Origin of the sequence: Actinospica durhamensis, assembly GCF_018139695.1 — a bacterium.
GTDB lineage: Bacteria > Actinomycetota > Actinomycetes > Streptomycetales > Catenulisporaceae > Actinospica > Actinospica durhamensis.
The window spans coordinates 1-18,502 of the sequence record NZ_JAGSOG010000176.1 but is presented as its reverse complement, the minus strand read 5'-3'; the positions used below and the strand labels follow the sequence as shown (position 1 = coordinate 18,502).

The following is an 18,502-nucleotide window of genomic DNA, read 5'->3' as shown; positions in this document are numbered from 1 at the left end:
GCGCTCGCGGAGCTGTGGCGCGGCTCCGGCGCCCGCGACTTCGTGCACGTCTCGGCCGAGGCCGGTATCGGTGCCGCGGTGGTGGTCGACGGCCAGCTGCTGCGCGGCACCCGCGGATTCGCGGGTGGCGGGCGGCCGGGTGGCGGCCGTGGCTCGCCTGCGTGCTCGCCCCGATCGGCGCGCTCGGCTACCTGGTCTGGGTCGCGGTGGCGCTCGGCCGCTGGGACGGGTTCGGTTTTATGGAGGAACGCGGCTGGAACAGCACGCCGAGCCTGGTCGGGGTCTGGCATCAGATCACTGCGGGCCTGACCCGGCCGCTGCAACTGGGCTACCGGGTGCCGGTGTACGTGCTCTTCGCCACCGTCGCGCTCGCCGCCGTGCTGACGGTGATGCTGTGGCGCAGGCGCGGCGGGGGCGGACTCCCGGTCGGCGCGTTCGCCTGGGCCTCGATCGTGCTCGGCCTGTTCATCGGCCCCGGCTACTTCCACGCCGAGGCGCGCTTCCTCATGCCCGACTTCCCGGTGCTGCTGCCGCCCGCCGTCTTCCTCGCCCGCCGCGACGCCCGCGTGGCGGCGGCCGTGGTCTGCGGCCTCGCGCTGCTCTCGGCCTGGTACGGCGGCTACCTGCTCACCGAGTGGACGCATTCGCCCTGACCCGGCTGATAGCGTGTCAGCTCCCTGCCCGAACCTGCGGAGACTCCATGGAAGGCGGTGCGGCGCCGATGGCCTCGTGGTCCGGCCACGCGATCTGGTGGCACCTGCACCCGCTCACCTTCCTCGGCGCGCCGCCGACCGCGGACGAGGCTGCCACGGGCGCGGAAGCCGCAGACGCGGAAGCCGCAGACCGCCTGGACCGGCTCGAGCCGTGGCTGGACTACCTGGTGGAGCTCGGCTGCAACGGCCTCGCGCTGGGGCCGGTCTTCGCGAGCGAATCGCACGGCTACGACACCGTCGACCACTACCGGATCGATCCGCGGCTCGGCACCGGGGAGGCCTTCGACCGGCTGGTCGAACGCTGCCGGGCCCGCGGCGTGCGGCTGATGCTCGACGGCGTGTTCAACCACGTCGGCCGCGGCTTCGGACCGTTCCAGGACGTCTTGGCGCACGGCCGCGATTCCCGGTACGCCTCCTGGTTCCACCTCGACTTCGACGCCCCGGGCGAGGGTGAGGACGGGTTCGACTACGCGAGGTTCGAGGGCCATCGGCACCTGGTCGCGCTCAACCACGACGAGCCCGAGGTGCGCGACTACGTCAGTGCCGTGATGCGGCACTGGCTGGACCGGGGTGCGGACGCGTGGCGGCTGGACGCGGCGTACGCGGTGCCGCGGGCGTTCTGGCACGAGGTGACCGGCCGGGTGCGGGCCGAGCATCCGGGGGCGTGGCTGATGGGCGAGTACATCCACGGCGACTACGCGGCGGCGGTGCGCGAGGGCGGGCTCGACTCCGCCACCCAGTACGAACTGTGGAAGGGCATCTGGAGCAGCCTGTCCGACGGCAACCTCTTCGAGCTGTCCTGGGCGCTGCGGCGGCACGAGGAGTTCGCGGCCGGGATGCACCCGCTCACCTTCGTCGGCAACCACGACGTCACCCGGATCGCGAGCCGGATCGAGGATCCGCGGCATCTGCCGCACGCGCTCGCGATCCTGTTCACGGTGGCGGGCGTGCCGAGCGTGTACGCGGGCGACGAGCAGGCCTTCCGCGGCGTCAAGTACGAGCGCGCGGACGGCGACGCCGAGATCCGTCCGGCGTTCCCGGCCGAGGGCCCGAGCGGCCTGGCCGCCTTCGGCCGACCGGTCTACCGGCTGCACCAGGACCTGATCGGCCTGCGCCGGCGCCACCCCTGGCTGCTGCGCGCCCGCTCCCGGTCGCTGCACCTGGAGAATCTCGTGTTCGGGTACGAAGTCGCCGAGCCGGACGGGCCGGGGCGCCTGGCCGTGCTGCTGAATCTCTCCGACCGCACGCACACGTTCACCGTGGCGGGGCCGGACGCGCCGTCCGGCAAGCGCCTGCTGGGCAGCCGCGACACAGGGCCGGCCGCCGAGGTCGAGCCGCACGGCTGGGCGATCGTCGACCTCGAAGCCTGAGCCGGTCGGCAGCGCAGGCGGGCAGATAGACCCAGATCAACCGGGATGCGCGGCGACACGCCGGGCGATCTGGCACGTCGCGCCGAGTGGGAGCCCTCGGCGGGCCGAGCGGGGGGCACAAGGGACGCACGGGGGCGCACGGTGGCCGACACGCTCCCAGATCATCCGTTAGCGCGTAAATCCCTCCGCGCGGGCCGTGGCTGCCATCTCCAGCCCTGGACGATCGCTACTTTCTCCCTGTGACGCACTGGTAACAGAAATCACACGCGTCACTTACTTCAACAAGGGAAGGAAGTTCATCCATGTTCACGATCAAGCGGTTCGCCGCGGCAGCCGTGGCGGCACTCGCGCTGACCGGTGCGGCCGCCACCACGGCCTCGGCCGCCGCGAGCGCCACCCCGAGCGCCACCCCGGACCAGACGCTGTCGTTCTACAACCGCGGTGCCCAGGGCGTTCTCGACGCGTACTGTTCCGGCCCGCAGGGACCGGTCACCTGGCCGATCGCGGGCGGCGACGCCTGCCAGCAGTGGAAGGTGGACCAGGGTTCCCAGGGCCTGCTGCTCGAGAGCATCGCAAAGCCCGGCCAGTGCATCCAGGCGCCCGAGAACATCGGCCAGCTCGCCACCCTCACCCCCTGCAACGCCTACGACCCCAGCCAGCAGTGGGACTTCCCGCGCATCGGCAACGACGTGTTCATCGCCCAGGCGGGCGAGAACAGCCAGGTCCTCGGCTCGCTCGGCAACTACGCCCAGATCGAGCTCGAGCAGGCCGACGGCGCCGCCAACCAGCGTTGGAACCCCGCTCCCCCGGCCTGACGGGTGATCGGCTGCCCGGCTGAGGGACTCTCGCGGTAGCAGGCAGCAGACGAACAGCCGGGGGCCGGCTGCCGGCCTCGCGGGTCGAGGACCGGCAGCCGGCCTTCGTCGTGCGGGCACGGATACGGCAGGGCGTGCCACTAGGCTGGGTGGCGCACTTCAGGACCAGCCCATCACCCGCTCCGGGCGCCGCCGCAGTCACCGCCCGGACCGGTCGTCGCGAAGGGGACCGCCGTGGAACTCGGCTTGCACGTCGCTGACTTCACCTGGCCGAACGGCCCGCAGCATCTCGCCAAGGACCTGACCAGGATCGCCGTCGCCGCGGAGGACGCCGGCTTCACCATGCTCAGCGTGATGGACCACGTCTGGCAGATCGCCGTCGTGGGCCCGCCGGAGCGGGACATGCTCGAGGCCTACACCGCCCTGGGCTACCTGGCCGGGCGCACCAGCCGGATCAAGCTGCTGGCCTGGGTCACCGCCGTGGTCTACCGCGAGCCCGGCCTGCTGGCCAAGGCCGCGACCACGCTCGACGTGCTCTCCGAGGGCCGGGCCTGGCTGGGCATCGGCGCGGCCTGGAACGAGGAGGAGTCGCGCGGGCTCGGCCTGCCGTTCCCGAGCACGAAGGAGCGGTTCGAGCGGCTCGAGGAGGCGCTGCAGATCTGCCTGCAGATGTGGAGCGAGGACGAGGGGCCGTATCAGGGCACGCACTACCAGCTCGCCCGCACGCTCAACTCCCCGCAGCCGCTGAGCACTCCGCACCCGCCGATCCTGATCGGCGGCGGGGGCGAGAAGAAGACGCTGCGGATGGTGGCGCAGTACGCGCAGGCCTGCAACCTCTTCCCCAGCCCCGACCTGCCGCACAAGCTCGACGTCCTGCGCGAGCACTGCGCCAACCTCGGCCGCGACTACGACGAGATCAAGAAGACCGTGATGATGCGGCTCGACCCCGGCGCGCAGGGCGAGAAGGTGGACGAGCTGCTCGGCCAGCTCCAGGAGCTCGCGGCGCTCGGCATCAGCCACGTCCACGGCAACGTCGCGAACGCCGTCTCGATCCGCCCGCTCGAACTGCTCGGCGAGCGCGTCGTGCCGGAGATCGCCAAGTTCGAGAACTGACGCGTCGGCGCGCCGCCGGCTACCGCCGACTCGGCTGGTGGCCGGCGGGCGCGAAGGCGGTGGCGAGGCCGGCCGCGGCGTAGGACAGGGCGGCGCGGGCGAGGGGGTAGACGGCGGGGAGGGCGAAGAAGCCCTGCGGCACGCCGTGGAATCTGCGCACCTCCACCGGGACGCCGGAGGCGAGGAGCATCAGCGCGTAGTGCTCGGCCTCGTCGCGCCGCGGGTCGAGTTCGGCCGTGATGACGGTGGCGGCGGGCAGGTCGGCGAGGGAGTCTGCGTTGCGCGGCGAGGTGCACGGGTCGCCGCGGTCCTCGGGGGCGGCGAGGTACTGCTGCCAGTGCCAGGCGGCGGCGCGGCCGCTCTGGCGCGGATCGTGGTCTTCGCCGGCGATGTTCGGGCACACCAGCAGCTGGTGGCACAGGGCCGGGCCGGTCTCGCGCGCGAGCAGGGCGACGGCCGCGGCCAGGTTCCCCCCGGCCTCGTCGCCGCCGACGGCGATGCGCGCCCGGTCCACGCCGAGCTCCGCGGCGTGCGTGGCGACCCACCGGGTGGCGGCGTGGCAGTCCCGGACGGCGGCCTGGAACGGGAACTGCGGCGCGAGCCGGTAGCGGACGGAGACGGTGACGCAGTGCGCGGTGTTGGTCAGCGCGCGGCAGACGCCGTCGCCGGTCTCCAGGCAGCCGAGGGGCCGGCCGCCGCCGAAGAAGTAGACCAGGGCGGGGCGGCGCCGGGCCGACCTCGGCGAGCTCGCGGCCGGGTCGGCGGTTCTGGGTTCGTAGACGCGCACGGCGAGGGTGGTGCCGCCCGGCCCGGGGATCGTGCGGTCCAGCACGGCGCCGACGGGCTGGGGCTGCGCGGCCGGACGGGGACGGGCCTGCGGGTACGTGCGGGTATCGGAGTGCGGCGGCGGTGTGGCCTGCGCCTGACGCACCATCGATTCCTCAACTCCTCAGGAAGATCCACGAGCCAGGGCTCGATGACTGCGCACAGCAGCGTATCGGCAAGATGCCAAAGTGGTATAGACCCTTGCCGCGTTCTGACGCACCTTGACCTTCCGAAACTCTTTCGTGTTCCTCGAGGAGCGTGAACGCCGTGCGCGTACGAGTACTGAGTGTCCCGGGCTCGCCGGATCGGCCGAACGAGGACGCGGTGGCCTCTGCCGTGGCCGACGCCGACCCCGACGCCGACGCCTGGGTCGCGGTCGCCGACGGGGCGACCGCGCGGACCGAGACCGGCTGCGTGCACGGGGTGGCCTGGTTCGCCGCGCGCCTGGTGCAGGGGGTCATCGGGCACTGCGAGGCGGCCGCGAACACCGGCACCCCCGACCCGTCCGCCGCGCTGCGGGCCGCGATCGTGGGGACCGCCGATCTACACCGGGACGCCTGCGACCTGACCGACGCGGCCACGCCCGGCGCCGCCGTCGCGGTGGTCGCGGCCGCGCGCGAGGTGGTGCGCTTCCTCGTGCTCGGCGACGTGACCGTGGTGGTCGACGGCGCCGACGGGCTCTCGGTGGTGACCGACGAGCGGGTCTCGCGGACCGCGTCGGCCGAGCGCGCGGTGGCCGACGCGTTGCCGCAGGGTTCTGCCGCGAAGGCCGCGGCGCTGGTCGTGATGAAGCGGGCCGAGCTCGCCGCGCGCAACATACCGGGCGGCTTCTGGGCCGCGGCAACCGACCCGGCGGCGGTGGACCACGCCCTGACCTGGACGTTGCCGCGCTCCGCGGTGGAGCGTGTCGCGATCCTGACGGACGGGGCGGCCCGCGCGGTCGAGCCGTTCGCGCTGACGAACTGGCCGGGGCTGCTCGACCTGCTGGCCGACGAGGGGCCCGCCGGCGTCATCCGACTGGTCCGGGAAGCCGAGCGGGCGGATCCGGCCGGCCTGCGCTGGGTCCGCAACAAGACCTCGGACGACGCGACGGCCGCGTATCTCGACGGGTTCCATTAAGCCGCGGCCGCGGCCGGATCGAACTCAGCGCACGGACGTCACCTGTTCGGCGGAAGGAAGCTGCGCATACGTGCCCGAATGCCCAAGGCTGGCTGCGGAAGATCCCGATCCGGCTCTCGCCAGGGCCGAGTCCCGAAGGAGTGGCGCGTCGTGCCTGCCTGCCAGCCGAAGCCCCCGAGCCCGGCCACGACCAGCGCCAACCACGACGCGGCCGAACGCTACGCGCTCGAGGACCGTACCGACTTCGAACTCGTCGAACGCGGGCTGATCGCGAAGTTCACCGAGAAGCTGCACGACCACGAGGGCCGGGTGATCTTCGATCCGGCGGTCTACGACTTCCTCGCCGACGACGCGCCGTGCCCCGACTCGGTCAACCCGAGCCTGTGGCGCCAGTCGCAGCTGATCCGCAAGGGCGGGCTGTACCGGGTGGTGGACGGGCTCTACCAGGTGCGCAACAACGACATCGCCAACCTGACCGTGGTGGAGGGCGAGAGCGGGCTGGTCGTGATCGACTGCATGGCCTCGGTCGAGGCCGCGACGCAGGGCATGGCGATGATCCGCGCGCACGTCTCGGACAAGCCGGTCGTCGCGGTGATCTACACGCACACGCACGTCGACCACTACGGCGGGGTGAAGGGCGTGGTGGACGCCGCGGACGTGGCGAGCGGGAAGGTGCCGCTGATCGCGCCGGGGACGATCGCCTCCTTCGACCGGCTGGCCATCGGCGAGAACGTCATCGCCGGCAACGCCATGTCCCGGCGCGCCGCCTACGCCTTCGGCAGCCTGCTCGAGGTAGACCCGAGCGGCCACGGCCACCTCACCTGCGGGATCGGCGTGGCGACGGTGCCCGGGGTGACGGTGACCTACCTCTCGCCGACGGACTCGATCACCGAGACCGGCAGCAGGCGGGAGCTGGCCGGGCTCGAGTTCGAGTTCCTCTACGCGCCGGACACCGAGGCGCCGGAGGAGATGCACATCTGGATCCCCCAGCTCAAGGCACTGACCTGCGCGGAGAACGCCAACCACACGCTGCACAATATCCAGACGCTGCGCGGCGCCCGCACCCGCGACGCGCGCAACTTCGCCCGCTACCTGGACGAGACGCTCGAGCGCTGGGGCGACGACGCCGAGGTGCACTACGGGCCGCACACCTGGCCGGTGTGGGGCAACGACGCGGTGACCGAGCTGCTCGCCTCGCAGCGCGACACCTACAAGTACCTCCACGACCAGGCGCTGCGGCTGGCGAACCAGGGCTACACGCCGCTGGAGGCCGCCGAGGAGATCGAGCTGCCCGAGGAACTCGGCCGGGCCTGGCACAACCGGGGGTATCACGGCACCGTGCACCACGACGTGCGCGCCGTGTTCACCAAGGAGCTCGGCATGTGGGACGGCGACCCGGTCTCGCTCCACCCGCACCCGCCGGTGGCCACGGCCGAGCGCTTCGTGGAGCTGATCGGCGCGGACCGGATCATGACGGAGGGCGAGCGGGCGCTGGAGACGGGCGACTACCGCTGGGCGGTGCAGGTGCTGCACCTGCTCGTGTTCGCCGATCCGGAGAACCAGGCCGCGCGGCTGCTGCAGGCCGACGCCTACGAGCAGATGGGGTATCAGGCCGAGGGGCCGCAGTGGCGCGGCGTCTTCCTGAGCGCGGCGAAGGAGCTGCGCGCGGGGGTCGCGCCGGTGCCGTTCGCCACGGCCAGCCCGGACACGATCCTGGCGATGCCGATCGAGATCCTGTTCGACTTCGCCGCGGTGCACGTCAACGGCCCGCGCGCGGCCGAGGTGGATGTGCGCATCGACTTCGTGTTCACCGACGCCCCAGCCGAGCAGGACAGGTTCTGGCAGATGTGGGTGCGCCGCGGCGTGCTCAACGCCCGCCGCGGAACGAACCCCGACGCGCAGCTGACGGTCACCGGCCCGAAGGGAGCGCTGGTCGCGGCGCTGTTGCTCCCCGTCGAGGCGGACAAGCTCGCCGCGTCCGGGGAGATCGTGCTGGCCGGGGACGCGGCCGCGCTCGTCGTCTACGCCGGACTGCTGGAGGAGTTCGACCCGCGGTTCGACATCGTCACACCCTGATTCAGTCTTGCGTCATGCGCTCGACGAAGGCGGCGGCGCGGTCGCGGATCTCGGCCTCGGCGCCGCCCGCTGCCACCAGGTCCGGCGGGACGACGTCGGTGCCGCAGCACACGGCGAAGGCTCCGAGCTCGAGGAACGCGCGGGCGTTGCCGGCGTTCACGCCGCCGGACGGCACCAGCCGGGCGTCCGGGAACGGGCCCCGCAGGTCTTTGAGATAGCGCGGGCCGAACGTCGCGGCGGGGAAGATCTTCACCGCGGCGGCACCGAGCTCCACGGCCGTGAGCACCTCGGTCGGGGTGAGCGCGCCCATCAGCACCGGGATCCCGGCCCGCGCGGCGACCTTCGCCACCTCGGGCCGCAGCGCGGGCGTGACCAGGAACTCGGCCCCGGCGTCGATCGCGGCGGCGGCCTGGTCGGCGGTGAGCACGGTGCCCGCGCCGAGGTGGGTGCCGGGACGGCGGGCGGCCGCCGCCTGGGCGAGGACGTCGGCGACGCCCGGGGTGGTGAAGGTGAACTCGACGGTGCGGATGCCCCCGTCGGCGAGTGCGGCACACAGCGCGGCCGGGTCGGGCACGCGCGGGGCGCGGACCACGGCCAGGACGCGGTCGGCGGCTATCGCGTGCAGGACGTCGGTCGAGTCTGTGGACTGGTCGTTCATGCGGTGTCACTCCTGCTGGTGCGGCGCAGTGCGCGGCCGGGCGTGGCGTCGGTGCGGCGGCCCTGCGCGAGGACGGGGACGCCGTTGACGAAGACGTACTCGATGCCCTCGGGGCGGGCGCGGGGCTGGTCGAAGGTGGCCGTGTCGCGCACGGTGTGCGGATCGAAGAGCACGACGTCGGCGGCGTATCCGGGGCGGATCAGGCCTCGATCGCGCAGCCGCAGGCGCCGGGCCGCGTTGCCGGTCAGGTGCGCGATCATCTCCTCCAGCCCGAGGACGCCGAGGTCGCGGCTGTAGTGGCCGAGGAAGCGCGGGAAGGTGCCCCAGGCTCGCGGGTGCGGGCGGGTGCCGACCAGCAGGCCGTCGCTGCCGCCGGTGTGCGCCGGGTGGCGCATGATCGCCTGGACGTTCTCCTCGTGCCCGACGAGCTGCAGGATCGTGGTGGCGAGCCGGTCGGCCACGAGCAGGTCCCGGTAGACCTCGAACGCCTCGCGCGCCTCGTCCTGCGCGATCTGCGCGACGGTGCGTCCCACGCGGTCGGTGAAGGCGGGGTCGCCGACGCCGGAGATCCGGATCGTCTCCCAGTCCACCGGCACGCCGTGGCAGCCGTCGGACCCGTCGACCTCCATCGTGTGGCGGATCGCGCGGCACGCCTCCGGATCGGCCAGCAGGCGCAGCACGCCGTCGGGGCCGTCGGCCGAGGTCCAGCCGGGCAGCAGCGCGCCGAGCGTGGTGGATCCGGGCAGGTAGGGGTAGGTGTCGAGGGTGAGGTCACAGCCTCGGGCGGTGGCCGCGTCGATGAGCGCGAGCAGTTCGCCCGCGCGGCCCTTGTTGACGCCGAAGTTCATCGTGGCGTGCGACAGGTGCAGCGCGCAGCCGGAATCCTCGCAGACCTCTACCATCTCGGCGTAGGCCTCGAGGGCGCCGGCGCCGTAGGAACGGTGGTGCGGGGCGAGGAACCCGCCGAGCTCGGCCACGACCCGGCTCAGCGCCTTGAGTTCGCCGGTCGAGGCGTACATCCCGGGGGTGTAGCCGAGGCCGCAGGACATCCCGACGGCGCCCTCGGCCATGCCGGTGCGGATCAGGGCGCGCATGCGTTCGAGTTCGGACTCCGACGGCGCGCGGTCCTCGTAGCCGAGGACGAGCATGCGCACCGAGCCGTGCGGCACCAGGTAGCAGGCGTTGACGGCGGTCCCGGTGGCACCGAGCCGGTCCAGGTACTCGCCGACGCTCCGCCAGTTCCAGTCGAAGCCGGCCGGATCGCCGTTCCAGCCGGCGATCTGGCGGCGGATCCGGCCGAGTGTGGTCTCGTCCACCGGGGCGTAGGACAGGCCGTCCTGGCCGAGCACCTCGAGCGTCACGCCCTGGCCGACCTTGGCGAGGTGCTCGGGGTCGGTGAGCAGCGCGAGGTCGGAGTGGGCGTGCATGTCGATGAACCCCGGCGCGAGCACCAGCCCCGCCGCGTCGATCGCGGGCCCGCCGGTGATCGTGGGCGCGATCTCGGCGATGCGGCCCTCGGCCAGCCGGACGTCGGCCCGGTAGCCGGGCGCGCCGGTGCCGTCCACGACGGTGGCGCCGCGCAGCAGCGTGGTCGGGGGTTTCGGGAGCGGGGGCATCAGAAGAAGGTCCGGATCAGGTCGACGACGAGCGGATCAGGGCTCGAAGCGTCGTCGAGCACGGGGATCAGCGACCACTTGTCCATCGCCGTGCACGGGTGCGAGAGGCCGAGCCGGACGACGTCGCCGACCCGCAGCGAACTGGCCGGGTCCAGCCGCAGGAAGGTGTGCTGGTCGGCGACGGCGGTGGCGACCGCGCCGGCCACCGGGCCCGCCTCGCCGTTCGCGTACTGGGGTGTGGGCATCGCGTCGTCGAACGGGAGGTCGCGCTTGCCGCCGTCGAGCAGCGCCAGTTCCGGCTCCGGCCGGGAGAGCACGCGGACCCAGCCGTGCATGGCGGAGATCAGCGGGCTGCTCCCGACGCCGCGGCTGAACGGGGAGATACCGCGGTAGAACCCGTCGTCGTGCACGATGTACGCGCCCGAACGGAGCAGTACCCTGACGCCCGGCCCGGCGAGCGGCCCGAGCACCTCGACGACCTGGTCGAAGAAGGAGCTGCCGCCGGCCGTGACGATGATCTCGGCGGACGGGTCGTAGAGGCCTGCGTCGGCCAGGCGTGTGTGCAGGTCGGCGAGTGTGCGCAGGTAGGCGGCGACCGCGTCGAGGTCGCCCGGTGTGGCCTCGTGCGCGACGACACCTTCGTATCCTGCGACACCCGCCAGCCGAAGCGTCGGGGCCGCGGCGACGGCCTGGGCGATCCGGACCGCTTCGTCGAGATCGCGCACACCGGTGCGGGCGCCGGGGTGCCCGACCTCGACGAGCACGTCGAGGGGCCGGCGCGCGCCGTGTGCGCGCAGCACGGCGTCCATCAGCTCCACCGTGTCCGTCGAGTCGGCCCAGCTGACGAACGAGAAGTCGGGGTCCGCGTCGAGCTCGTCGGCGATCCAGCGCAGGCCGCCCGGGTCCACCAGCGCGTTCGCCAGCTGCAGCCTGCGCACGCCGAACGCGCGCCCGACCCGCAGCTGCGGCACGTTCGCCAGTGTGATCCCCCAGGCCCCGGCGGCGATCTGACGCTCCCACAGCGCGGGCGCCATCGTCGTCTTGCCGTGCGGCGCGAGTTCCACCCCCGCCGCCGCGCAGTACCCGGCCATCGTGGCCAGGTTGAAGTCGAGGGCGCGGGCGTCGAGGGTGAGCGCGGGCGTGCCGAGGTCGGACAGCCGGGGGCCGGTGGCGAGGAACTCGGCGACCGTACGGCCCCACGCGCTCGCCGGAATCGCCTTGAATCGCCAGTCCAGTACCTCGTCGGCCAGCCCGGCCACGGTCGCGCGCATCGGCGGTTCCCTCCTGCGTTGCAACATACGCAACGGTCATTGCGCATCGTGTACGGAACTTGTAGCATCGCCGCTCGTCGAAGGTCAACGACCTCCCCGAGTACACCCAGCCCACGTACCAGACAGGAGCGCCGCCGTGACGAACCCCGCGCCGCCGCTCGCCGTCTGCGTGGGCGAGTCGATGATCACGCTGCTGCCCGAGCAGGCTGGACCGCTCGAGGCGGCCGAGCTCTTCCGGCGCGGTATGGGCGGCGCGGAGTCGAACACGGCCTGCGCGCTCGCGTCCCTCGGCGTGCCGACGGCGTGGGTCAGCCGGGTCGGCGCGGACGGTTTCGGGCGGCTGCTGCTCACCGAGATCGCGGCGCACGGCGTCGACGTCTCAGGAGTCGAAGTCGATCCGCATCGGCCGACCGGCCTGTACGTCAAGGAGATCGGCGCCGGCACAGGCTCCGTACACGACCTCGGCACGGGCCGCAGCAAGCTGCATTACTACCGCAGCGCTTCGGCCGCGTCAGCACTCGCGCCTGCCGCGCTCGAGCTCCCGGCCGTGGCCGCGCTGCTCGCCACGGCGCGGCTGGTGCATCTGTCCGGGATCACCGCCGCGCTCGGCCAGGCCTCCGGCGGCGACAGCGGTCGACGGCTCGTGCAGGCGGTGCTCGACCGGCGGCGTCCCGGACAGCTCGTCAGTTTCGACATGAACTGGCGTCCGGCGCTGTGGCGGCGCCTGCAGGGGTCCGCGGCGGTCGATCCCGTCGCGGTGCTCGCCGGTCTGGCCGATCAGGCCGACGTGGTGTTCATCGGGAGCGACGAGGCCGAGATCCTGTTCGGCACGGCCGATCCGCAGCGTCTGCGGGCCCTGCTGCCCGGCCCGCGCGTGCTGGTCGTGAAGAACGCCGAGCACGGGGCCTGCGCGTTCGAGGGTGACGCGGCCGTGACCGAGCCCGCGTTGCGCGTCGAGGTGCTCGAACCGATCGGCGCGGGCGACGCGTTCGCCGCGGGCTACCTGGCCGGGCTGCTGCGCGGTCACGACCAGCGGCGACGGCTGCGGCTCGGCCACGTCTGCGCCGCGTCCACGCTGATGGTCGCGCACGACCACGCCGCTCCCCCGTCGCCCGCCGAGCTGGACCGGCTGCTGGAGTGCACGCCGCGCGAGTGGTCCGGACTGCGGGCCGGCGCCGGAGTGATCGCGGCCGCCGCTCCGACGGACGACTCCGCCGTGACGGCTGAGGCGGCGTCATGAGCCAGAGCCTGAGCCGCGCGCTCCAGCTGCTGCGCGAGCTCGCCGAGGGTCCGCGGTCGCTCGACGAGCTCGCCGCCACCGCCGAGGTGCACAAGACGACGGTGCTGCGGCTGCTGCGCACGCTCGAGGACGACCGGCTCGTCTACCGCGACGCGGCCTTCCGCTACCACCTCGGCGCCGGGCTGTTCGCGCTCTCCAGCCGCGCGCTCGAACAGCGTCCGGTGCGCGCCACCGCCGCGCCGCACCTCGCCGCGCTCAACCGCGAGACCGGCCACACCGTGCACCTCGCGGCCTACGAGGGCGGCGAGGTGGTGTACATCGACAAGTACGACTCGCGGCACCCGGTGCGGATGTACTCCCGGATCGGGCTGCGCGCCCGGCTGCACTGCACCGCCGTCGCGAAGGTGCTGCTCGCCGACCTGCCGCCGCGCGAGCGCCGCGCCGTGGCCGAGGGCATCGACTACGAGGCGCTGACACCGAACACGATCACCGGCCCCGAGGCGTTCCTCGCCGAGCTCTCCCGAGTAGCCGAACAGGGCCACGCGGTGGATCGTGGGGAGCATGAGACGTTCATCCACTGCGTCGGCGCGCCGGTCAGGGACGCGACCGGCCGCGTGGTCGCCGCCGTCTCGCTGTCCGTGCCGGACGTCGTGCTCGACTACGCACAGGTGCTGAGCCTGCTGCCCCGACTGCTCAACACCGCGGCGGCGATCTCCGCCGACCGCGGCTGGCATCCGCCCGAGATCGGAGAGGAACGATCCTGATGGACCCGCACAAGACGGCCGTGCGCACGGCATCGGCCCCGGCACCCGCCCACAGCTTCTCCCAGGGCGTGCGCAAGGGCCCGTTCCTGCAGGTGGCCGGGCAGGGACCGATGGACCCGGCCACCAACGCGCACATCGCACCCGGCGACGTCAAGGCACAGACGCTGCGTACGCTGGAGAACGTCCGGGCGATCCTGGAGGCGGGCGGCGCGAGCGTGGAGGACGTGCTGATGTTCCGGGTCTACCTGACCAAGCGGGAGGACTTCGCCGCGATGAACGACGCGTACGCCGAGTTCGTGGTGCGGCACGTGCCCAGCGGGATCCCGCCGGCCCGCACCACGGTGTTCACCGGCCTGCCGCACGAGGAGATGCTGGTGGAGATCGACGCGCTCGCCGTCACCGACTGAATACCCGTCGGCGACTATCCTGAACGGGAACGACCGAGCTCACACGAAGCGGGGCACACCGAGCATGCAAGGATTCGAACTCACCATCGGCAGCTACACCGGCGGTCCCAACCCGATCCGGGGGATCGTGCGGGCCGGGCTGTCCGCCGACGGCGCCACCGTGGCCGCGCGCGGCGAGGTCACGCCGTTCGCCGACCCGTCCTGGCTGGTGCGCGGCGGCGTCGACGGCGAGCTGCTGTACGCCGTGGACGAGGGCCCGACCGGCCGGGTGGCCGCGTTCGTGGACCGCGGCCAGGACTGGTTCGAGCCGCACGGCGCCGCGATGCCCACCGGCGGCTCCGAGCCCTGCTACGCCGCGCTGGTCGGCGGCGGCGCGTTCCTGGCGGTGGCCAACTACGGCGACGCGGACGACCGCGGCTCGGTCTCGCTGCACCGGATCGAGCCGGACGGCTCGGTCGGCGGCCAGACCCACCTGGCCTCGCTGGAGGGCAGCGGACCCGAGGCCGACCGGCAGGCCGGGCCGCACGCGCACATGGTGCGCGAGTCGCCGGACGGGCGCTTCGTGCTCGCGGTGGACCTCGGCACCGACTCGATCCACACCTTCACCCTGGAGGCCGGGCAGGGCACGCTCATGCAGGTGGCGCGATCCTCCTTCCGCCCCGGCTTCGGCCCGCGCCACCTGGTGTTCCACCCGGCCGGTACGTACGCGTACGTGGTCGGCGAGCTCGGCTTCTCGCTCGCGGTGTGCACGTACGCGGCCGCGGGCGGGGAGTTCGCCGTGCTCGGCGAGGTGCCGCTGCTCGAGGACGGCGTGCCCGGCTCCGACTTCCCCTCGGCCGTCCAGATCGCCTCGGACGGCCGGTTCCTCTACACCGCCAACCGCGGCCGCGACACCCTGCTGACCTTCTCGCTGGCCGACCCGGCCAAGCCGCAGCTGGTCTCCACGGTGCCGATCGGCGGCGCCTGGCCGCGCGACATCGTGCTGTCCCCGGACGGGACGCTGCTGCTGAGCGCGAATCAGCGTTCGGACAGCATCAGCGTGTTCCGGCTGGATCCGGCGACCGGCGTGCCCGAGCAGACCGGCGCGAGCCTGAAGGTGTTCGCCCCCGCCTGCGTGCTGATGCGCGCCGAGGACTGAGGCAGAACACTGCCGCCCGGCCGCTCGGATGCCCGCGGCCGGGCGCGTGGCTCTGCTCGGCGGACTCGGCGGACTCAGCCGCCGAGGACGCGCTGCTTGGCCGCGGCGAACTCCTCGGCGGTGAGCAGGCCCTGGGCGTGCAGCGCGCCGAGCCGCTCGAGCTGGCTGACCGCCTCGTCGTCCAGGCCCGGCGCGGCCGGGGGCTGCGCCGGCTGGGCGGCCTGCCGCGCCGCGGCGTCCTGCTCGCGCGCGGCGTCCTGCTGCGCGGTGTGGTGCTGCATCTGCCGGTTGGCCACCCGGCCGGAGACCGCGGTGGCGGTGCCCGCGATCACGGCCGTGCGGGCGGCGGTGCCGATCAGCCCGGGGCGTCCGCCGCGGGCGAGTCGTCGACCGATCATGATGTCCTCCAGGGGTGCGGGGCCGCGGACCGCCGCCGGACTGCTCGGCTGCCGCGGCCGCTCGGATCAGTGCTCTGGGTTCAGATGCTCGAGGCCTTCATCCCGATGGCGGTGAGGTCGCGTTCCACCAGCCCGGCCGGCACCCGCTCGTGCGCCACCACGGTCCCGCCGGAGGCCAGCACCGCCCGCTTGAGCGCGCGCGTCGCGGTGTTCTCCCACACCAGCACGGCCGCGGTGCTCCCGTGCGGCAGTTCCTCCCCCACCAGCTGCAGGTCCTCGTCGCTGAGCAGCCCGTGGATCTCGCCGGTCAGGTCGGCGAACGCCGCCCCCTGCGCGTCCCCGAGCGCGTCGAGCTCGACCGCCTCGATCAGTCCGCCCGCGTCCCGGCGGATGAAGGCGAGGTCGAGGATCTCGACGGCGCCGTCCTCCACCAGGGCTTGGATCGGTGGCACGACGGTCTCCGCGGGCAGCTCGCCGGGAAAGTCGATGACCATGTAGTCGACCTGGTTGACGTCCATCCGCCCGCTCCTCGATGCCCGCTCCGCGCGCTCCGGTCCGGTGCCCGAGCGCTGACCGCATCCTCCGTCCGGCCTAAGCACCCGCGCCACCGCGCCGAGCCGTCCGGGTGGCGCGCCCGGCCCCGGGCAACCCGCTCGGACCGGCCGCCTCGCGCCGCGGGCGGGGACCGCGCACCCTCGGAAGGGCACACATGACGCGCCGAGCATCCGCCCCGTCAGCCGAGGAGCACCCCCGATGAGCCAGTACGCGCCGCCGCAGCAGCCGCGCAACCCCCAGCACACCGGCGCAAACCCGGTCTGGGTCGGCGGGGTCTACCTGGCCGTCGTGCTGCTGGTCCTGCAGGGCGTGATGACCATCCTGGAGGCGGTCACGGCGCTGGCGAAGGACAACGTGTACGCCCACTTCGGGCTCTACGCCTTCCGGTTCAGCCTCACCTCCTGGGGCTGGATCCACCTCGTGCTCGGCGTGCTGCTTGTGGTCTCCGGGATCGCCCTGGCGCTGCGTCAGACCTGGGCGCGGATCGCCGCGATCGTGGTCGCCGGCCTGCACATCGTCGCGAACTTCATGTTCCTGCCCTACCAGCCGCAGTGGTCGATCGTGCTGATCGCGCTGAGCGTCTTCGTGCTCTGGGCCCTGTGCGTCAACCCGCGCTCGGTCGACTGACCGCGCACCTTCGATCTCCCGCCGCGGCACACTGACGGGGTGGATGCACACCGACACGCGATGGACCTCGCGGCATACCAGGCCCGAGCCCAGTCAGGCCCCTGTTTCGTCTGCGCGTTCGTCGCGGGCGAGCCGGGTTACGCGCACGAGACCGTGTTCGAGGACGAACGGCACGTCGCGTTCCTGGACAAGTATCCGACCGTGCCGGGCAAGCTGCTGGTCGCGCCCAAGCGGCACGTCGAGCACGCGGTGCGCGACCTGACCGAGGCCGAGTACCTCGGGCTGATGGGCGTGGTCCGCCTCGTCGCGCGGGCGGTGGAGGCGGCGCTGCCGGTGGAGCGGACGTATCTTTACACACTGGGCAGCCGGCAGGGGAACGCGCACCTGCACTGGCACGTCGCGGGGCTGCCGCCCGGCGTGCCGTACGACGAGCAGCAGTTCCATGCGCTCATGACCGAGAACGGCGTGCTGGGCGCGCCCGGATACGACGCCGCGCACACCGCACAGCTGCTGAGATCCGTGATACACCAGGGGCTGCGCGAGAGCTGAGGGGACAGCGGTGGGGGGTCTGATGAGTCCGGTGACTCCGGTCGGTCCGCAGGAGCACGGCTATGACGTGCTGGTGCTCGGCGGCGTGGGCGTGGACACGATCGTGCGGGTGCCTGAGCTGTCGATACCCGCGGTGGGAGACGGGATCGGCGTGCCTCCGGTGCACGACTACGTGGCGCACTCGGGCAACGGGGTGGCGCTCGGGTTCCACGGTCTGGGCCTGCGCACCAAGTTCCTCGATCTGCTCGGGCAGGACGCGCTCGGCGCGCTGGTGCTCGCACGGTACGCGGATACCGGCCTTGATTTCAGCCATCTTCCCGCGCCCGCGGGCACCCCGCGCAGCGTCAATCTGGTCGACGCGGCGGGGCGGCGGTTCTCGTTCTTCGACGGGCGGCATCCGGAGGGGACGGAGCTGCCGGCCGAGTTCTATCTGCCCTTCCTCGCCCGTACCCGGCACGTGCACATCGCCGGGCGGGCGCTCGGGGCGTTCGCCCACGCGCGGCGGCTCGGCGTGAGCACGTCCACTGATGTCCACGCCTGGGACGGCTCCGCCGCATACGCGCTCGGATATGCGTACGACGCCGATCTCGTGTTTCTCAGCGCCGCCGGCGCGGGCGCGACGCCGGGCGGGATCGAGGCGATCATGGGCTCGATTCTGGACGAGGGGCGCGCCTCGCTCGTCGTGGCCACCGACGGGGAACGCGGCAGCCTGCTGCTCGACCGGGCCTCGCGCACGGTGCGCCGGTTCCCGATCGCCGCGCCGGAGCGGCCGGTGGTGGACAGCAACGGGGCCGGCGACGCCTTCAGCACGGCGTTCCTGAGCCGCTATTTCGCCGGGCGGCCGCTGGGCGAGTGCGCGCTGGCCGGGGCGGTGTCGGGGGCGTTCGCCTGCGGAGCGCACGGCACCTGCGAGGAGCAGATCGGCGCGCCCGAACTGGCCGCGGCGATGGGCCGGGCGGCGCTCGCCCCGGAGTGGGCCGGGTTGCTCGACTAGGCAGTGTTGGTGAATCTGACCATCTATTAATCTCTATGTACGGTCTCTGTGTCCGGGTCATTCCGGGCACAGAGACCGTAGCCAGATCAGTGCACTGACCAGCTCGATTCCGCCTTGGTAGCGGTCGGGGAGCTTGTCGTAGCGGGTCGCGATGCCGCGCCACTGCTTGATCCGGTTGTTGCATCGTTCGATCAGGTTGCGGCGCTTGTACAGTTCGGCGTCGAATGCGGGGGGCCGCCCGCCTTTCGGGCCCT

19 protein-coding genes and 2 pseudogenes are annotated in these 18,502 nt (G+C 72.9%); 14 read left to right on the top strand and 7 right to left on the bottom strand.

Translation table 11 applies throughout. The features are described 5' to 3' along the window. The 5 genes and pseudogenes from KDL01_RS46070 to KDL01_RS27400 all read left to right on the top strand — a co-directional run. Positions 1-126 (top strand): annotated as a pseudogene (locus tag KDL01_RS46070) (ROK family protein); the annotation flags it as partial. A 35-nt stretch (positions 127-161) separates the two neighbouring features. Further along, positions 162-653 (top strand): hypothetical protein, encoded by a 492-nt coding sequence (locus KDL01_RS27415; protein WP_212531505.1) that lies wholly within the window; start codon positions 162-164, stop codon positions 651-653. A 68-nt stretch (positions 654-721) separates the two neighbouring features. Continuing rightward, positions 722-2,083, top strand: a complete 1,362-nt coding sequence (locus KDL01_RS27410; protein ID WP_368861661.1) for an alpha-amylase family glycosyl hydrolase — start codon at positions 722-724, stop codon at positions 2,081-2,083. 302 nt (positions 2,084-2,385) lie between these two features. Beyond that, positions 2,386-2,898 (top strand): RICIN domain-containing protein, encoded by a 513-nt coding sequence (locus KDL01_RS27405; RefSeq protein ID WP_212531503.1) that lies wholly within the window; start codon positions 2,386-2,388, stop codon positions 2,896-2,898. 234 nt (positions 2,899-3,132) lie between these two features. Then, the gene (locus tag KDL01_RS27400) at positions 3,133-4,011 is read left to right on the top strand and encodes an LLM class F420-dependent oxidoreductase (protein ID WP_212531502.1); all 879 of its coding nucleotides are present in this window, start codon (positions 3,133-3,135) and stop codon (positions 4,009-4,011) included. Positions 4,012-4,030: 19 nt separating this feature from the next. Here the strand turns inward: KDL01_RS27400 and KDL01_RS27395 are convergent, their stop codons facing one another. Then, positions 4,031-4,945, bottom strand: a complete 915-nt coding sequence (locus KDL01_RS27395; protein ID WP_212531501.1) for an alpha/beta hydrolase — start codon at positions 4,943-4,945, stop codon at positions 4,031-4,033. A gap of 158 nt (positions 4,946-5,103) precedes the next feature. On the opposite strand from KDL01_RS27395, the gene KDL01_RS27390 reads away from it, so the two are divergent. Both KDL01_RS27390 and KDL01_RS27385 read left to right on the top strand, forming a co-directional pair. Continuing rightward, the gene (locus tag KDL01_RS27390; RefSeq protein ID WP_212531500.1) at positions 5,104-5,955 is read left to right on the top strand and encodes a protein phosphatase 2C domain-containing protein; all 852 of its coding nucleotides are present in this window, start codon (positions 5,104-5,106) and stop codon (positions 5,953-5,955) included. A 150-nt stretch (positions 5,956-6,105) separates the two neighbouring features. After that, entirely contained in the window at positions 6,106-8,031 is a 1,926-nt protein-coding gene (locus tag KDL01_RS27385) for an alkyl/aryl-sulfatase (RefSeq protein WP_212531499.1), read from the top strand. 1 nt (position 8,032) lies between these two features. On the opposite strand, the gene KDL01_RS27380 is transcribed toward KDL01_RS27385, so the two are convergent. From KDL01_RS27380 to KDL01_RS27370, 3 genes are read right to left on the bottom strand one after another with little or no spacing between them, the layout of a single operon-like run. Beyond that, the gene (locus tag KDL01_RS27380) at positions 8,033-8,689 is read right to left on the bottom strand and encodes a bifunctional 4-hydroxy-2-oxoglutarate aldolase/2-dehydro-3-deoxy-phosphogluconate aldolase (protein ID WP_212531498.1); all 657 of its coding nucleotides are present in this window, start codon (positions 8,687-8,689) and stop codon (positions 8,033-8,035) included. Beyond that, a complete protein-coding gene (locus tag KDL01_RS27375; RefSeq protein WP_212531497.1) occupies positions 8,686-10,305 on the bottom strand; it encodes an N-acyl-D-amino-acid deacylase family protein in 1,620 nt (539 codons plus the stop codon). Before KDL01_RS27375 ends, KDL01_RS27380 begins: the two co-directional genes overlap by 4 nt. After that, on the bottom strand, positions 10,305-11,576 hold the full coding sequence (locus KDL01_RS27370) for an alanine racemase (protein WP_246577070.1): 1,272 nt from the start codon (positions 11,574-11,576) through the stop codon (positions 10,305-10,307). Before KDL01_RS27370 ends, KDL01_RS27375 begins: the two co-directional genes overlap by 1 nt. 136 nt (positions 11,577-11,712) lie before the next feature. Between KDL01_RS27370 and KDL01_RS27365 the strand changes: the two genes are divergently transcribed. From KDL01_RS27365 to KDL01_RS27350, 4 genes are all read left to right on the top strand, one after another. Next, positions 11,713-12,816: a sugar kinase gene (locus KDL01_RS27365; protein ID WP_307846615.1), complete on the top strand. Its 1,104-nt coding sequence runs from the start codon at positions 11,713-11,715 to the stop codon at positions 12,814-12,816. Further along, on the top strand, positions 12,813-13,580 hold the full coding sequence (locus KDL01_RS27360) for an IclR family transcriptional regulator (RefSeq protein WP_212531495.1): 768 nt from the start codon (positions 12,813-12,815) through the stop codon (positions 13,578-13,580). The genes KDL01_RS27365 and KDL01_RS27360 overlap by 4 nt, the downstream gene beginning before the upstream one ends. Next, positions 13,580-13,987: a RidA family protein gene (locus KDL01_RS27355; protein WP_212531494.1), complete on the top strand. Its 408-nt coding sequence runs from the start codon at positions 13,580-13,582 to the stop codon at positions 13,985-13,987. The genes KDL01_RS27360 and KDL01_RS27355 overlap by 1 nt, the downstream gene beginning before the upstream one ends. Before the next feature lie 64 nt (positions 13,988-14,051). Beyond that, positions 14,052-15,125 carry a lactonase family protein gene (locus tag KDL01_RS27350; RefSeq protein WP_212531493.1) on the top strand — a complete coding sequence of 358 codons (1,074 nt, stop codon included), beginning with the start codon at positions 14,052-14,054 and terminating at the stop codon, positions 15,123-15,125. A gap of 74 nt (positions 15,126-15,199) precedes the next feature. Here KDL01_RS27350 and KDL01_RS27345 read toward each other — a convergent pair whose 3' ends face one another. Together KDL01_RS27345 and KDL01_RS27340 are read right to left on the bottom strand one after the other, a co-directional pair. Further along, on the bottom strand, positions 15,200-15,523 hold the full coding sequence (locus KDL01_RS27345; protein ID WP_212531492.1) for an SHOCT domain-containing protein: 324 nt from the start codon (positions 15,521-15,523) through the stop codon (positions 15,200-15,202). An 80-nt stretch (positions 15,524-15,603) separates the two neighbouring features. Further along, complete coding sequence (locus tag KDL01_RS27340) at positions 15,604-16,041, bottom strand: DUF6325 family protein (RefSeq protein ID WP_212531491.1); 438 nt, start codon at positions 16,039-16,041, stop codon at positions 15,604-15,606. 235 nt (positions 16,042-16,276) lie between these two features. Here KDL01_RS27340 and KDL01_RS27335 point away from each other — a divergent pair, with 235 nt between their 5' ends. From KDL01_RS27335 to KDL01_RS27325, 3 genes are read left to right on the top strand one after another with little or no spacing between them, the layout of a single operon-like run. Next, positions 16,277-16,705 carry a DUF7144 family membrane protein gene (locus tag KDL01_RS27335; protein WP_212531490.1) on the top strand — a complete coding sequence of 143 codons (429 nt, stop codon included), beginning with the start codon at positions 16,277-16,279 and terminating at the stop codon, positions 16,703-16,705. 39 nt (positions 16,706-16,744) lie between these two features. Next, positions 16,745-17,254, top strand: coding sequence for an HIT family protein (locus KDL01_RS27330; protein WP_212531489.1), 510 nt, complete (start codon positions 16,745-16,747; stop codon positions 17,252-17,254). Between the two features lie 31 nt (positions 17,255-17,285). Beyond that, a complete protein-coding gene (locus tag KDL01_RS27325; protein WP_212531488.1) occupies positions 17,286-18,248 on the top strand; it encodes a carbohydrate kinase family protein in 963 nt (320 codons plus the stop codon). Between the two features lie 57 nt (positions 18,249-18,305). Here KDL01_RS27325 and KDL01_RS27320 read toward each other — a convergent pair. Further along, positions 18,306-18,502: pseudogene (locus tag KDL01_RS27320) on the bottom strand (IS5/IS1182 family transposase); the annotation flags it as partial.

Excerpts from the sequence above, each read along its gene's own strand:
- KDL01_RS27350 (WP_212531493.1), top strand. The coding sequence starts at position 14,052 with ATGCAAGGATTCGAACTCACCATCGGCAGCTACACCGGCGGTCCCAAC.
- KDL01_RS27355 (WP_212531494.1), top strand. The coding sequence starts at position 13,580 with ATGGACCCGCACAAGACGGCCGTGCGCACGGCATCGGCCCCGGCACCC.
- KDL01_RS27395 (WP_212531501.1), bottom strand. The coding sequence starts at position 4,945 with ATGGTGCGTCAGGCGCAGGCCACACCGCCGCCGCACTCCGATACCCGC.
- KDL01_RS27360 (WP_212531495.1), top strand. The coding sequence starts at position 12,813 with ATGAGCCAGAGCCTGAGCCGCGCGCTCCAGCTGCTGCGCGAGCTCGCC.
- KDL01_RS27410 (WP_368861661.1), top strand. The coding sequence starts at position 722 with ATGGCCTCGTGGTCCGGCCACGCGATCTGGTGGCACCTGCACCCGCTC.
- KDL01_RS27380 (WP_212531498.1), bottom strand. The coding sequence starts at position 8,689 with ATGAACGACCAGTCCACAGACTCGACCGACGTCCTGCACGCGATAGCC.
- KDL01_RS27340 (WP_212531491.1), bottom strand. The coding sequence starts at position 16,041 with ATGGACGTCAACCAGGTCGACTACATGGTCATCGACTTTCCCGGCGAG.
- KDL01_RS27335 (WP_212531490.1), top strand. The coding sequence starts at position 16,277 with ATGAGCCAGTACGCGCCGCCGCAGCAGCCGCGCAACCCCCAGCACACC.
- KDL01_RS27375 (WP_212531497.1), bottom strand. The coding sequence starts at position 10,305 with ATGCCCCCGCTCCCGAAACCCCCGACCACGCTGCTGCGCGGCGCCACC.
- KDL01_RS27345 (WP_212531492.1), bottom strand. The coding sequence starts at position 15,523 with ATGATCGGTCGACGACTCGCCCGCGGCGGACGCCCCGGGCTGATCGGC.
- KDL01_RS27370 (WP_246577070.1), bottom strand. The coding sequence starts at position 11,576 with ATGCGCGCGACCGTGGCCGGGCTGGCCGACGAGGTACTGGACTGGCGA.
- KDL01_RS27405 (WP_212531503.1), top strand. The coding sequence starts at position 2,386 with ATGTTCACGATCAAGCGGTTCGCCGCGGCAGCCGTGGCGGCACTCGCG.